The sequence below is a fragment of the Falsiroseomonas stagni DSM 19981 genome, assembly GCF_900114315.1.
Taxonomy (GTDB): Bacteria; Pseudomonadota; Alphaproteobacteria; order Acetobacterales; family Acetobacteraceae; genus Falsiroseomonas; species Falsiroseomonas stagni.
In genome coordinates, this window is record NZ_FOSQ01000007.1 from 118,856 (window position 1) to 132,312 (window position 13,457).

A 13,457-nucleotide genomic window follows, 5' to 3' on the forward strand; every position below is an offset into this window, starting at 1 on the left:
AGGGAGGTGTGAATTCAGGGTGCCCTCGGGCCTGTGGACAGTGAGCCGCCTGACGCCGCAGGCGCGGAAAAGCGCCGCCGAACGTGCCCGCAGGCTGACTGTCCACAGGCCCTGACCGCCGGAGTTCCGGCGGCAGCGGGTGAAGGTGATCCGATCAGGACGACCACCCGAGGGTCTTTCGCCGGAGTTTCTGCCCACGGCGCAGTCGATCTGGAACCGGGTACCGGCCGCCCGCTGTGTGCCTGGGATCGTGCAGCACGCCGCACCGCCCCGTCAGCGCCTCCGCCAGCCGGTCCAGTTGGGCGAGGGTGGCCGACGCCTCGACATAGGCCGGGCTGGTGATCGGCGCCTGAGTGCAGACGCGCACCGCGGCAGCGCGCATCGCCTTGGCCGCATCCATGGCGGCGGCCGAAGCTTCGATGGACAGAGAGCGGCGGCGCGGCATCCCGCCATGCTACCAGCCGAATGCGAACGTATAAAGAACGCCTTGGGCCATCCGGCGCCGTCACGGGACGGGGGTAACCTTCACCGCCACCCGGGGAAAATCTGGACCGGGGGAAGGATGACAGCGGGGCGAAGTGTGCGGGCGACCTCTCCCCCTCCTCCCCTCTCCCGCGAAAACCCCCTCCCCCACCCCGCCGGGGGGCCTTGTCGTAGGGCGCGATCACACCGCACGCGCGGAGACGTGACCGCCGCGCAAGGGGTATCGCGACGGCATTACGGGGACGGATCGGGGGATGATGAGGGGATGCGACGCTAAGCCGCTGAAATCACGCGATGCGTGGAGGAGGGGAAGGGATTCGAACCCTCGATAGGGTTTTACCCCTATAACGGTTTAGCAAACCGTCGCCTTCAGCCACTCGGCCACCCCTCCTCAAGGGTGTTGAAGTTGCACGACGTATGCAGGGGTCCTCATAGCGGCAGAGGCGCGGGGGCACAAGCGCGCCCCCGCCGGTCTATTCAGGAAAGCGCCACTTCGAAGCCACGGGCGGTCGCCGGGCGGGCCATCATCCGCTGGTACCAGGCGGCGACGTTCGGCAGGTCGTCGAAGGGGACCTCATGCCGCTCATGCCGCCAGGCCCAGCCCAGGATGGCGAAATCGGCGATGGAGGGCTCGCCCTCCGTCGCCACATACTCCCGTCCCGCCAGGCGCTTCTCCAGCACGCCGTAGAGGCGCTTCGTCTCCGTGTGGTAGCGCTTGAAGCCATAGTCCCGCGCCGGGCCCTCCGGCTGCATCAGGAAGTGATGGACCTGGCCGGGCATGGGGCCGAAGCCGCCCATCTGCCACATCAGCCATTCCGTCACGGCGACTTTTCCCCGAGTGTCCCTCGGCAGGAATTTCCCGGTTTTCTCGGCGAGGTACAGAAGGATCGCGCCCGACTCGAAGACGCTGATCGGCGCGCCGCCCGGCCCATCCGGGTCCACGATGGCCGGGATGCGGTTGTTGGGGGAGATCGCCAGAAAGGCGGGTTCGAACTGCTCGTTCTTGGAGATGTTAACCGTATGGACCTTGTAGGGCAGGCCCATCTCCTCCAGCGCGACCGAGATCTTCCGGCCGTTCGGCGTGTTCCAGGTGTAGAGGTCGATCATGCGGGGTCCTCTCCTCGTGGCAGGCTTGGGCCTGTGATCCCATGGCGGGCGGCCTGGGCAAAGGGGTGTGGCGCACGCCACGCTTGACCAAGGCGCCCGGGGTTTGCGATCCAGGGGGGGTGAAGCCCATCATCCCCGTCGGCAGCGGCGATGACGATACGCTCTGGGCGGTGATCGCCACCGCGGGGCGGAAAAGCCGCGTCGCCAACGTCTACCGGAACCGCACCGCGGCGCTGGAGGATCGTGCCTGGCGCGCCCAGCAGGTCTCGGCCTATGAGGATTTCCTGCGCCGGTCGGAACAGCCGGTGCCGCATTACAGCGTGGCGCCGATCCGCCGTGCCGACCTGCCGAAGAAATGGAGCCCCCTGCCCGCGCTCGGGTTCCTGCGCGGCCAGTTCATCTGACCGCAGCGACTATCTTGGCCGCCGAGGCCGGTTGGCCGCATTGATGCGGGCATTGGCGCCCGCATCGGATGATGCGGCGCGCCCGCCCGGGCCACCTTCAGGCGGGCGGTCTGCCGCGGCCGCCAGCCGGCTTTCCGCCATGTTGAGGAAGCTGCGGGAGAAGCGTTCGCTGAAGCCCGAGAGGAAGCCTACGACGACGTAGAGCCAGATATTGCCGCCCGGCACGTTGCCAAAACTGATGTTGACGATGTTCGCCGCCAGCAGGGCGGCGATGACGGCTCCGAAGGCGCCGCCAACCAGCGGTAGCGTCGCGCCGGTCAGTTCCAGGAAGCTCTTCGATCTCCCTCGCGTGCTTTCGAACTCGGCGATGCGCAGAAGGATGCTGACGATGCTACCGAGCATCCCGCTGAGCGCCGCCACGAGAACGGAATACGCCTTCGGATCGATGTCCTGCAGCAAGCTGGTGATCCGGGCGGTCCCACCCGGAAACAGGGAGATGCTCAGCGCCGCATAGGCAACAAAGAAGCCGAGGATGATCCCGATCCGCATGAAGGACCCGACACCCCGCATGACGTAGCTGAGCGCCTTCGGCGTCGAGATCTGAAATTCCACATTGTTCACGATAGCGGATGCTTCTTGCAGCCGCCCCGTCTTCAGGAATTCAAGCCCGAGCAGCGTCTGCGCGCTGTAGCGACGGTTCTCCGGCTGTTCGAGTAGGGGCCAGAGCGCGGCGTAGTGGGCGACGAGTTCGCTGTAGGAAGCGTCCTCGTCCCGGTGTCCCCGCAACAGGCGCCTGAATGACCAGGCAGGAGACAATGGTTCGGAAGACCGGATTGACCCGGGCCTTTCGACGAGGCTGAACAGCTCATCCTTGAAGCGCTCAAAATCATCGAATGCCGTATCGGCCGGCGGGAGCGCGGCAAGGTCGACCGCATCCGGGGCGGCCCCGCCGGACCCGGCTGGAAGGGCCGTCCGATGCTCGGTTTCGGAAGCGCTGGCGGCCTCCTGCGTCGCGGTAGTCCCATCCGGCGGCATGGGCGGTCGGTCCGATGTGCTCCGGATCGCGGTGCATGCCGCGAGCCATACTCAACTATCGCGCGGAGAACGAAACGGCCGCAACACCAAGAATCTGTCGGGACTTGCTCCCCGGTCGCGGCTCGATGTGGGAGGGGCAACCCCCAACGCGTCGGCCGCCAGCGCCCCTGCTGTCGTGACCTCGATGTCGTCGCGTGCCGCCAGCCAGGCCAGGCTTTCCGCGAGGTAGCGGATGCGGTGGGGCGCGCCCATCACCCAGGGATGGATGCCGATGCCCAGCACCCGCCCGCCACGCTCCTCCGCCACCAGGCGCTCCACCGCATCCCGCACCAGGCCGGGCCAGCGGGGGACGGGCACGCGGCGCAGCACCAGGGTCTGGACATCGTCCCATTCGCCGGGCGGCGGCATCGCCACCAGGCCCGAGGCGTGGTGGTAGGGTTCCTCGTCATTCGCCCAGTCGAGGCCATAGGCGAAGCCCGCTTCCGCCAGCAGGCGCGTGGTGTGGGCGGTGGCGCCGTGATCCTGGCCGAGCCAGCCGGTGGCGCCGGGCCAGATCGCAGCCAGGCCGTCCCGTACCTCGATGATGGCGGCGCGCTCCTCGGCCTCCGTCATGCGTGATGTCGGCATGCGGCTGGCGGAGACGCCATGCGCCACCGGCTCGAACCCCCGGTCGCGGCAGGCGGCCACCAGTTCCGGATGGCGCTGCGCCGCCATCAGGTTCACGGCCACGCTGGCGGGCAGTTTCAGGCGATCAAGCACGTCCAGGATGCGCCAGGCACCGATGCGGTTGCCGTAGTCGCGCAGCGTATAGGCCGTCCAGTCCGGGGTGCCGCTGAAGAAGGCGCCGCGGAAACGCGGGTCGCGGTGGGTGTCGGCCGGTGGCACGATCTCCGTGTGCTCGACATGCAGCAGCAGGTAGACGGCCAGCTTGCGGCCGCTGCGCCAGGCGCGTTCGGGTCGCCAGGGCTGCGCGGAGAAGGCGTGGATGTCGTGGTCCATGCCGGGCTGCAGGGTCATCGCATCGCCGCGTCGTAATGGTGTTCCAGGTACCAATCCGCCATTTCCGCGCCTGTCGCGAACCAGACGCCCTCATGCTTCCGCATATGGGCGAGGATCTTGTCGAGGTAGCCGATGCGGTGGGGCCGCCCCATGAGGTAGGGATGCAGCGCCACGCACATCACCCGCGGCTGCGCCTCCCCTTCCGCGTAGAGCGTGTCGAACATGTCCACGGCCGTCCGAAGAAAGTCCTCGCCCTCATTCGCCGCGGCGCCGATCATCACGGCGTCGTTGAGGTCCATCTGGTAGGGGATCGACACCAGCCTGCCCGACCGCACGCGCACCGGCACCGGCTGGTCGTCATGGTAGAAGTCGGTGATGTAGGAAATCCCCGCCTCCGCGACGAGGTCCGGCGTGACCAGCGTGTTGGAGGCAGCCGGGGAGAACCAGCCGCGCAACTGCTTCCCCGTCATCCGCCGCCAGGCCTCGACACTCGCCTGGATTTCCGCGCGCTCTGCATCCTCGTTCAGGTTCCAGTGGTAGCGGGTGTTGTAGAGGCCGTGGCTGAACACGTCCCAGTCCCGCTTCAGCATGCCGTCCAGCACCTGGGGGAACATCTCCCCCACGCTCATCGAGAAACTGACGCTGCCGCGGATGCCGTGATGGTCCAGCACCTCCATCATCCGCCAGACGCCGGCGCGGTTGCCGTAGTCCTTCAGCGAATAGGACAGCACATCGGGATGCGGCGTGCGCGGCCAGGGATCGCGCGGGCTGCCGACCTGGGCCGGCATGAATTCGTAATGCTCGATGTTCGGGCAGACCCACACCGCGATCCGCGCGCCCCCCGGCCAGGTGAGCCTGGGACGGAAGGGCAGCGGGGCGTGCGGGAAGCGGGCCTCCGGATCAATCATGCCGCGAGGGCATCCTTGATGAAGCGGCCATCCTGCATGATGGCGGACAGGTGCTTCCCCTGCCCCGTCAGCAGCGACAGGTCGGCCAGCGGATCGCCATCCACCACGACCAGATCGGCGAAGGCGCCGGGCGCGATGGTGCCGATCTTGCCTTCCATGCGCAGCAGCTTCGCGGCGTGGACGGTGGTGGAGCGGATGACCTCCATCGCCGGCAGCACGCGGCCGCGGATGACGAATTCCTCCGACTGGTGGCGATGCATCTCGCCCAGCAGATCGGTGCCGAAGGCCATGGTCAGGCCCGCGCGCTGCATCTTCTCCAGGCTCTCCAGCCCCGCCAGGCGGACCGTGTCGATCTTGGCGACACTCTCGGCGCCGAGGCCGAGGGAGGCGCCCTCGATCTTCAGGTATTCGTAGGTGACGAGGGTCGGGCAGGCGATGGCGCCGGCATCGGCGGCCTTCCTGGCCGTCTTCTCCTCGATCAGGTTGCAGTGTTCCAGGGACAGGACGCCGCATTCCACGGCGCGGTCGATCGCCTGGTCGGTGTAGAGGTGGGCTGCGACATAGGTCTGCGCCATATCCGCCTCCTCCACCGCCGCGCGGATCTCATCCTTCGAGTAGCCGAGGAAGGCGATGGGGTCGGTCGGCGATGCGACACCGCCATTGGCCATGATCTTGATGTAATCGGCGCCGGCCTTGATCTCCTCCCGGCACGCGCGCCGCACGGCGTCCACGCCATCGGCGATCCGGCCGAGGCAGCCGAGGCGCGCTTCCAGATAGGCCATGTCGCGGCTGTCATACCGCCCGCGGCCGTCGCTGTGGCCGCCGGTGGCGGAGAGCGCCTTGCCGCAGATCACCATGCGCGGTGCGTCGAAATGCATCTCGTCCCGCGCCTGGCGCAGGCCCTGGGTGGCGCCGCCGAGGTCGCGGATGGTGGTGAAGCCGCGCATCAGCATGGCGTTCATGATCTTGGAGGCCCGGAAGGCGACGACCGCATCCGGCAGCAGCGCGTGGCGCGCCAGGTTCACCTCGCTCGCGATCACATGCACATGGGCGTCGATCAGCCCCGGCATCAGCGTGCGGCCCTTGAGGTCGATCACCCGGGCGGTGCTGCTGGCGATGGGCTTGTCGGAAACCTCGCGGATCGTGCCACCCTCCACCAGCACATGGCCCTCGATCCCGCCATCGACGCGGCCATCGAGGATTCGGGCATTGGTGAAGATGGTGGCGGACATGCTAGACCCCTGCTGGATGCGGCGCGGAGGCTAGCCCGGAACCGGCCGCGCCGACCATACCCGGGGGAGCCGATCCATGGACCGCACCGCCTTCGAAGCCGCCCTGGCGCGCGACGGCTATACCGAGACGGTGGAGCGGACCCTGCCGCCGGATGAGGCGACGCCCGACCATACCCACCCCTTCGATGCGCGGCTGCTGATCCTGTCCGGCACGCTGACCTATGGCACCGGGGAGAGCCGCCGCGCCTACCAGGCGGGCGAGAGCTTCGAGGTCGCGCGCGGCACGCTGCACGCGGAAATCGCGGGGCCGGCGGGCGCGTCCTATCTGGCGGGGCGGCGGCGCTAGAACCCCACTCCTTCCGCCTCCAGCCGCGCCTTCACCAGGTTCTTCGGCACCTTGCCGTAGCCCGATTTCGGCAGCGCGTCCCAGACCACCACCCGCAGCGGCTGCTTGTAGCGGGCGATGCGGTCCCGCAGATGGGCCAGCACCGCGGCTTCCTCCACCGCCATGCCGGGGCGGGGCACGACGCAGGCGATTCCGGCCTCCCCCCATTTCGGATGCGGCATGCCCACCATGGCGCATTCCGCCACCGCCGGATGGGTCAGGATCGCTTCCTCGGCCTCCCGCGGATAGACGTTCGATCCGCCGGAGATGAACATGTCCGACGCCCGGCCGGTGATGAACAGGAACCCCCGCGCATCCATCCGGCCGAGATCGCCGGTGTGGAACCAGCCACCGGCGAAGGCCTTGGCGTTGGCGGCGTCATTCTCGAAATAGCCGGCGAAGACGGCGGGGCCGCGGACGCAGATCTCCCCGATCCTGTCGGGCGGCAGGCGCGTGCCGTCCTCGCCGAGGATCGCGACCTCCATGCCCGTGCGGGGCGCGCCGCAACTGCCGGCATTATCCGGGACATGCTGGTCCGGCCGCAGCACGGTGATGTTCCCCGTGACCTCGCCGAGGCCGAAATACTGCACCAGGCAGGGGCCGAGCTTCGCCAGCGCTTCCTGCTGGTCGGCGTCATACATCGGCGCGCCGGCATAGATGACGTGGCGCAGCGAGGCATGGTCGTGCCGGTCCACCGCGGGGTCACGGACCAGCGCGGTCAGGATGGTGGGGACGGTGAACATGTTGGAGACGCGGTGTTCCTCCACCAGCGCCCAGGCCTCCGCCGGATCGAATTTCTCCCCGGCCAGCAGCACGGAACGGGCGCCGCGCGCGACCTGCGCCAGCGCATGGATGCCGGCGCCGTGCGACAGCGGCGCGACCACGAGCGAGGCGTCATGCTCCGTCGTGCCCGGCATCAGATCCGCCAGGTGGTTCGTGACGACGAAGGCCATGTGCCCATGCGTCAGCACCGCCGCCTTGGGCCGGCCGGTGGTGCCGGAGGTGTAGAAGAACCAGCAGGGATCATCGTAGCCGACAGCGGCCTCATGGTCCGGCGGCGGCGGAACCGCGCCGGCGAGCAGCGTCTCGTAATCCTGCTCCCCCGGCCCCGCATCGCCGACCGCGACCACGGCGCGCAGATGCGGCGATGCCGCGCGCACCGCCGCGGCGTGCCCCGCGAAACCCGCATCGCGGATCATCACCACGGCGCGGGAGGAGGTGGCGAGGTAGGTCACCTCCGCCGGTGTCAGCCGGAAATTCGTCGGCACCCAGACGGCGCCGGCCTTGAAGCAGGCCCACATCGTCTCGAACATCGCGTTGGTGTTGCGGGAATGGACCAGCACGCGGTCGCCCTTGCCGACGCCAAGGTCGCGCAGCGCCACCGCCAGCCGGTCCACCCGCGCATCGAGCGCCGCCCAGCTCCAGGCCCGCGCGCCCCAGACCAGCGCAATCGAGCCGGGCACGCGCCGCGCCGTCTGCGTCAGCAGGCGCCCGAGATTGGCCGCATTCGCGTGTCCCACGCTGTCCTCCCCGCCTGTTGCCGGCAGGGCAGAGTAGCCTAGGCCATCGCCCTTGCCACCCGCCGCGGCGCGAAGCTTCCGGCATCCGCCATGGCCCAGGCATCGCGGAAGCGCGGATCGTCGCAGCCCCGCAGCAGCGCGCCATCCTCCAGGCGGGGGAACAATTCGGCGAAGCTGCGCACATCCTGGCCGGAGACGCGGCGCATGAAGTGTTCGGGCCGCAATTGGCTTGGATGGTCGAGGCCCGCGGCCGCCACCATGTCGCCCAGCGCCTCCAGCGTCGCGGCATGGAACTGGCGCACGCGCGTCGCCTTGTCCGGCACCAGCAGCGCGCGGCTGCGCGTTGGGTCCTGCGTCGCGACGCCGGTCGGGCAGCGATCCGTGTGGCAGGAGAGCGACTGGATGCAGCCCAGCGCGAACATGAAGCCCCGCGCCGAATTGCACCAATCCGCGCCCAGCGCCATGGCCCGAGCCATGTCGAAGCCGCTGGCGATCTTGCCGCTGGCGCCGATCCGCACGCGGTCCCGCAGGCCGACGCCGATGAGCGCGTTGTGGACGAAGTCCAGCCCCTCCCGCATCGGCATGCCGATATGGTCCATGAACTCCAGCGGCGCCGCGCCCGTGCCGCCCTCCGCCCCATCCACCACGATGAAATCGGGGGTGATGCCGGTCTCCAGCATCGCCTTGCAGATCGCGAGGAACTCCCAGCGATGCCCGATGCAGAGCTTGAAGCCCGCGGGCTTGCCGCCGGACAGGCGCCGCATCTCCGCGATGAAGCGCATCATCTCGATGGGCGTGGAGAAGGCGGAATGGCTGGGGGGAGAGACGCAATCCGTGCCGATCGGCACGCCGCGGGTCAGCGCGATCTCCGCCGTCACCTTGGCGCCGGGCAGCACGCCGCCATGGCCGGGCTTGGCACCCTGGCTGAGCTTCAGCTCCACCATCCTGACCTGGTCGCTGGCCGCGACCTTCGCGAACAATTCCGGGGAGAAGCTGCCATCCGGGTTGCGGGCGCTGAAATAGCCAGACCCGATTTCCCAGATCAGGTCGCCGCCATGTTCCTTGTGATGCGGGCTGAGGCCGCCCTCCCCCGTGTCATGCGCGAAGCCGCCATCGCGCGCGCCCTTGTTCAGCGCCTTGATGGCGTTGGCCGAGAGGCTGCCGAACGACATGGCGGAGATGTTGAGCAGCGAACTCGCATAGGGCTTCGCGCAATCCGGCCCGCCGATGACCACCCGCGGCGCTTGATGCGCCGGCGGCTTCGCGGCCATGGAGTGCTGCAGCCATTCGAACCCGTTCTGGTAGACGTCGTACTGGGTGCCGAAGGGGCGCTTGTCCAGCTGCATCTTGGCGCGCTGGTAGACCACCGCGCGCTTGTCGCGGCTGAAGGGCGTGCCGTGCTTCTCATCCTCGAAGAAATACTGCCGCATCTCCGGCCGGATGCTTTCCAGGATGAAGCGGAGATGCGCGGCGATGGGGTAGTTGCGCAGTACGGCATGGGTGGGGTGGAACAGGTCCCGCAGCCCCAGCGCCGCCAGGCCGCCCGTGACGGCCAGCGCCACCGCCGGCCAGAAGCCCGGCCAGGCCAGCAGCGAAATCGCCGACAGCCCCGCGCCCCCCAGCGCCAGGGCCAGGGGGATGAAGCGGGCATGGGGCAGGCGGGGCATGGGCGCGTCCTCGATTCGCCTCAGTCTATTCGCGAACCGCAACCCAAGTGTTACGGCCGCGATGACATCACACCGGCCGGTCGCCCTTGGTTACCTTCAGCGTCCGGTTATCCGCCGCCGGCAGCATCTTGGCCGGGTCGCGCGTGACGACGATGTCCAGCACCGTCGGCGTGTCCGTGTTCTCCAGCCCTGCCCGGATGGCGTCGCCGAGCCTCTCCGGGTCCTCCACCCGGATCCCCTGGCAGCCCATGGCGTCGGCGATGTTCGCGTAGTTCATCTCCACCAGGTCGGAGGACTGGTAGTTGCCATGCCCGAAGACCGCGTGCTGCAACGCCTTCACATAGCCGCTGGCCGCGTTGTTGAAGATGCAGGCGACGATGGGCGCGCCGACGCGCCGCGCCGTCTCCAGGTCGCCCATCGACATGTTGAAGCCGCCATCACCCGTCAGCGACACGACGCGGCGCTTCGACCCCACGCCGATCTGCGCCCCGATGCCACCCGGCACGCCATAGCCGATGGAAGCGAAGCCGCGATCCGCCACGAACCCCCTGCCCGCCCGCTTGGTGTCGAAGAGCAGCCCGCCCCAATGCCCGGCGAAGCCGCCATCCGCCACCAGCACGGCGTCGTCGGGAAGGATCTTGTTCAACTCGCCCATCAGGCGGCCGACATTGATCGGGCTTTCCACGCTCTCCAGCCGGTCCCGCGCGCTGTCCAGCCAGGTGGCCATGCGCTTCGGCACCTCCGCGCACCAGGCCGCGCGGCGGTCCGTGCGCGGGCCGAGTTCGGCCAGCAGATCCTCCAGCCCGCAGCGGGCATCGCCGACGAGCGCGACATCCTGCCGCGTCGTCCGCCCGATCTCCTCCGCCACGATGTCGAGGTGGATCAGCGGCACGCCCGCCGGCATCAGGGTGAAGCGCTTGGTCGCGATCTCCCCCAGCTTGCAGCCCACCACCAGCAGGCAGTCGCTCATCCCGATCAAATCATTGGCGATGCGCGAATAGCGGCCAAAGACGCCGGCGGAGAGCGCGTGGTTGCAGCCGATCGCGCCCTTGCCGGACATGGTGTGCGCCACCGGGATGCCCTGTGCCTCCGCCAGCGCCAGCAGCGCCTCCGACGCCTCGCTGATATGCACGCCGCCGCCAGCCAGGATCAGCGGGCGTTCGGCCTTGGCCAGCAGCGCCGCGGCGCGGGCCAGGTCGTCCCGCGCGGGGCGGGAACGGCGTGCCTGCGCCTTCAGTGTGCCGGGGTCGATCCAGAAATCGCCGGCGTCGAAATCATGCTCGCCATGGGCGATATCCTCCGGCACCGCCAGCAGCACCGGGCCAGGACGGCCGGAGGTCGCAACGGCGAAGGCGCGGCGCAGGTGTTCGGGGATGCGGGAGATGACCTCGACGCGGATCGCCTCCTTCACCAGGGGCCGCAGCACGTCGAATTGCCGCGCCTCCTGCGTCATGTTCTTCCAGGCGTGCTGGCGGTTGGCGTCGCCGATGATGGCGACCATGGGCATGCCCGCGTTGAACGCCTCCGCCAGTCCCGTCGCCAGATTCGTCGCACCCGGGCCGAGCGTGCCATCCACCAGGCCGGGCCGGTTGGTGACGCGCGCATAGGCATCCGCCGCGAAGGCCCCGCAGCGTTCGTCGTTGATGAGGTAGTGCTGCACCTTCAGCACCCGGCACGCCTCGTAGAAGGGCAGCAACTGGAAACCGCCCATGCCGAACATCGGGCCGCTCTCATGCAGCTTGAGCATCTCCGCGAGTGCGGCGCCGCCGGTCATGCGGCGGGTGGCATTGGCAGTCATCAATCGTGCTCCAGCATGGCGGCGACGAAGTCGCGCGCGGATTGTCCGATGCGGCCGCCGCGTTCGGCGGCCAGCGGATTGACGGCGGAGATGATGCCATCCCGCCAGGTGCTCATCCCGTCCCCGATCAGGGCGGTATCGGCGCCGACGGTGGCGCCGGCGATGCCGCGCGCCTGCAGCGCAGGGAGGCGGGAGATGCCTGCATCATCGATCCCGATGCCGGCATCGTTGTAGAGCGCGGCGCGCACCGCGGCCTTCACCGCCGTCTCCGGCCGCCCGCCCAGCAGCCCGCCATGCGATCCGGTGACGACGATGTGCCCGGCATCGCCCGGCCCGACCAGGCCGTTCGAATCGAGCGCGAAGACCCGCATGGCGCCGCGCCCCGGCAATTCGTGCCGCGCCTCTCCCATCCCGCCGACCTCGGGCGCCGCCGGCAGGCGGGCGGACTCGAGCAGCGCCATCGCCGCCCTGCATCCCATGCCCGGCGCCAGGCCCAGCGCGGCCGCGGGCGCGTTGACGAAGCTCAGGACACCGCGCGCCATCATGTCCGCGCCATCGCCGATGCGCGCCGTGCGGAAACCGACCGTGGCGCCCGGCACGCCATGCCCCGCCAGCCAGTCCAGCCCGCCGATCCCCGCGCCGTCCCGGCCGATCCCGGCATCATGCAGCACCACCGCGGACACGCCCGCGCGCGCCGCATACCAGGCGGCATAGACACCACCATGGCTGGCGCAGCAGGCGACACGACCCCGCGCGGCGGATGACAGCTGCGTAACGCTATCCAGGACCAGCCTGCCGCCGTCCATGCTTCCCCCCGAACCGGGTGTTGACCACCCCGGCTTGATTCCTTCGCCCGCTCAAGCATCCTCCGCAAGCCCCCCGCATCGCGCCGGGGTGCCAAGGGCTACGGTTGGGGAAACGGAACCGGATGACGAATACAGGCGGGGATAACCGCGCGCGGCTCATCACGCTCTACGGCACCATGTGCCGCATCCGTGCCTTCGAGGAGACGGCCCTGGCCGCCCACAAGGCGGGCGAGATCCCCGGGCCGCTTCATGTCTCGATCGGGCAGGAAGCCGTGGCCGCCGGGGTCTGCGGCAACCTCCGGCGGGATGACCGCATCACCTCCAACCATCGCGGCCACGGCCATGCGCTGGCCAAGGGGGCCGGCGTCTCCGGCATGATGGAGGAGCTGTTCGGCCGCGCCGGCGGGCATTGCCGGGGCAAGGGGGGCTCCATGCACATCGCCGATTTCAGCGTCGGCATGCTGGGCGCGAACGGCGTGGTGGCGGGGGGAATCCCCATCGCGGTGGGCGCCGCGCAGGGCATCAAGCTGCTGGGCGCGGACAGCATCGTCGCCTGCTTCTTCGGCGATGGCGCCATCAACCGCGGCCCGTTCCTGGAGGGGCTGAACTGGGCCGTACTGTACCGGCTGCCGGTGCTCTTCGTGTGCGAGGATAATGGCGTCGCCGCCTTCACCGCCACCGCCTCCGTCACCGCCGGCCCCGGCGTGGCGGCGCGGGCGCAGTCGCTCGGCGTGCCCTGCACAAGCGTGGACGGCAACGACGCCGCGGCGGTGGACGAAGCCGCTGCCCGGCTGGTGGCGGAGATCCGCGGCGGGTCCGGCCCCCGGCTGCTGCACGCCACCACCTATCGCATCACCGGCCACACCAGCAGCGACCCCGCCGCCTGGCGCGACCCCGCCGCGGTGGCGGCGGCGAAGGAGGCCGAGCCCATCGGCCGCCTCCGCGCCCGCCTGCTGGCGGAAGGCGTGCCCGCCGCGATGCTGGACGGCATCCAGGGGGAGGCCCGGGCCGAGATGACCCATGCGCGGGAGGATGCCCTCTCCGCCCCCTGGCCCGACCCGGCCATCGCCTGGGAAGACGTGCAGGATTGCGGCGCGGTGGAGGCGCATTGAC

At 69.5% G+C, this 13,457-nt stretch carries 13 protein-coding genes and 1 tRNA gene; 3 read left to right on the forward strand and 11 right to left on the reverse strand.

The annotated features are described in order from the left end of the window. Positions 1–154: 154 nt before the first annotated feature. The 3 genes from BM041_RS18180 to BM041_RS18190 form a co-directional block, all read right to left on the reverse strand. Positions 155–445, reverse strand: a complete 291-nt coding sequence (locus tag BM041_RS18180; protein ID WP_092961307.1) for a hypothetical protein — start codon at positions 443–445, stop codon at positions 155–157. A gap of 337 nt (positions 446–782) precedes the next feature. Then, positions 783–874, reverse strand: a tRNA-Ser gene (locus BM041_RS18185). A gap of 86 nt (positions 875–960) precedes the next feature. Then, positions 961–1,590 (reverse strand): glutathione S-transferase family protein, encoded by a 630-nt coding sequence (locus BM041_RS18190; RefSeq protein ID WP_092961308.1) that lies wholly within the window; start codon positions 1,588–1,590, stop codon positions 961–963. Positions 1,591–1,709: 119 nt separating this feature from the next. Here BM041_RS18190 and BM041_RS18195 point away from each other — a divergent pair, with 119 nt between their 5' ends. Then, positions 1,710–1,994: a hypothetical protein gene (locus BM041_RS18195; protein WP_092961309.1), complete on the forward strand. Its 285-nt coding sequence runs from the start codon at positions 1,710–1,712 to the stop codon at positions 1,992–1,994. A 9-nt stretch (positions 1,995–2,003) separates the two neighbouring features. Here the strand turns inward: BM041_RS18195 and BM041_RS18200 are convergent, their stop codons facing one another. The 4 genes from BM041_RS18200 to BM041_RS18215 are packed head-to-tail and all read right to left on the reverse strand — an operon-like array spanning position 2,004 to position 6,168. Then, positions 2,004–3,029: a hypothetical protein gene (locus BM041_RS18200; protein ID WP_092961310.1), complete on the reverse strand. Its 1,026-nt coding sequence runs from the start codon at positions 3,027–3,029 to the stop codon at positions 2,004–2,006. Between the two features lie 51 nt (positions 3,030–3,080). Beyond that, positions 3,081–4,028 (reverse strand): polysaccharide deacetylase family protein, encoded by a 948-nt coding sequence (locus BM041_RS18205; RefSeq protein ID WP_217648760.1) that lies wholly within the window; start codon positions 4,026–4,028, stop codon positions 3,081–3,083. Between the two features lie 14 nt (positions 4,029–4,042). After that, entirely contained in the window at positions 4,043–4,936 is an 894-nt protein-coding gene (locus BM041_RS18210) for a polysaccharide deacetylase family protein (RefSeq protein ID WP_092961312.1), read from the reverse strand. Next, positions 4,933–6,168: a metal-dependent hydrolase family protein gene (locus tag BM041_RS18215; protein ID WP_092961313.1), complete on the reverse strand. Its 1,236-nt coding sequence runs from the start codon at positions 6,166–6,168 to the stop codon at positions 4,933–4,935. The genes BM041_RS18210 and BM041_RS18215 overlap by 4 nt, the downstream gene beginning before the upstream one ends. A gap of 76 nt (positions 6,169–6,244) precedes the next feature. On the opposite strand from BM041_RS18215, the gene BM041_RS18220 reads away from it, so the two are divergent. Next, positions 6,245–6,514 (forward strand): cupin domain-containing protein, encoded by a 270-nt coding sequence (locus BM041_RS18220; RefSeq protein WP_092961314.1) that lies wholly within the window; start codon positions 6,245–6,247, stop codon positions 6,512–6,514. Here BM041_RS18220 and BM041_RS18225 read toward each other — a convergent pair. The 4 genes from BM041_RS18225 to BM041_RS18240 all read right to left on the reverse strand — a co-directional run bounded on the left by BM041_RS18225 (position 6,511) and on the right by BM041_RS18240 (position 12,344). After that, the gene (locus BM041_RS18225; RefSeq protein ID WP_092961315.1) at positions 6,511–8,073 is read right to left on the reverse strand and encodes an acyl-CoA synthetase; all 1,563 of its coding nucleotides are present in this window, start codon (positions 8,071–8,073) and stop codon (positions 6,511–6,513) included. The two genes, BM041_RS18220 and BM041_RS18225, sit on opposite strands and share 4 nt — an antisense overlap. A 38-nt stretch (positions 8,074–8,111) precedes the next feature. Beyond that, the gene (locus BM041_RS18230) at positions 8,112–9,740 is read right to left on the reverse strand and encodes an FMN-binding glutamate synthase family protein (protein ID WP_092961316.1); all 1,629 of its coding nucleotides are present in this window, start codon (positions 9,738–9,740) and stop codon (positions 8,112–8,114) included. A 67-nt stretch (positions 9,741–9,807) separates the two neighbouring features. After that, positions 9,808–11,538, reverse strand: a complete 1,731-nt coding sequence (locus BM041_RS18235) for a thiamine pyrophosphate-binding protein (RefSeq protein WP_092961317.1) — start codon at positions 11,536–11,538, stop codon at positions 9,808–9,810. Continuing rightward, positions 11,538–12,344 carry a hypothetical protein gene (locus tag BM041_RS18240; protein ID WP_092961318.1) on the reverse strand — a complete coding sequence of 269 codons (807 nt, stop codon included), beginning with the start codon at positions 12,342–12,344 and terminating at the stop codon, positions 11,538–11,540. The genes BM041_RS18235 and BM041_RS18240 overlap by 1 nt, the downstream gene beginning before the upstream one ends. 122 nt (positions 12,345–12,466) lie before the next feature. Between BM041_RS18240 and BM041_RS18245 the strand changes: the two genes are divergently transcribed. Then, positions 12,467–13,456 carry a thiamine pyrophosphate-dependent dehydrogenase E1 component subunit alpha gene (locus tag BM041_RS18245; protein ID WP_092961319.1) on the forward strand — a complete coding sequence of 330 codons (990 nt, stop codon included), beginning with the start codon at positions 12,467–12,469 and terminating at the stop codon, positions 13,454–13,456. Position 13,457 lies beyond the last annotated feature (1 nt).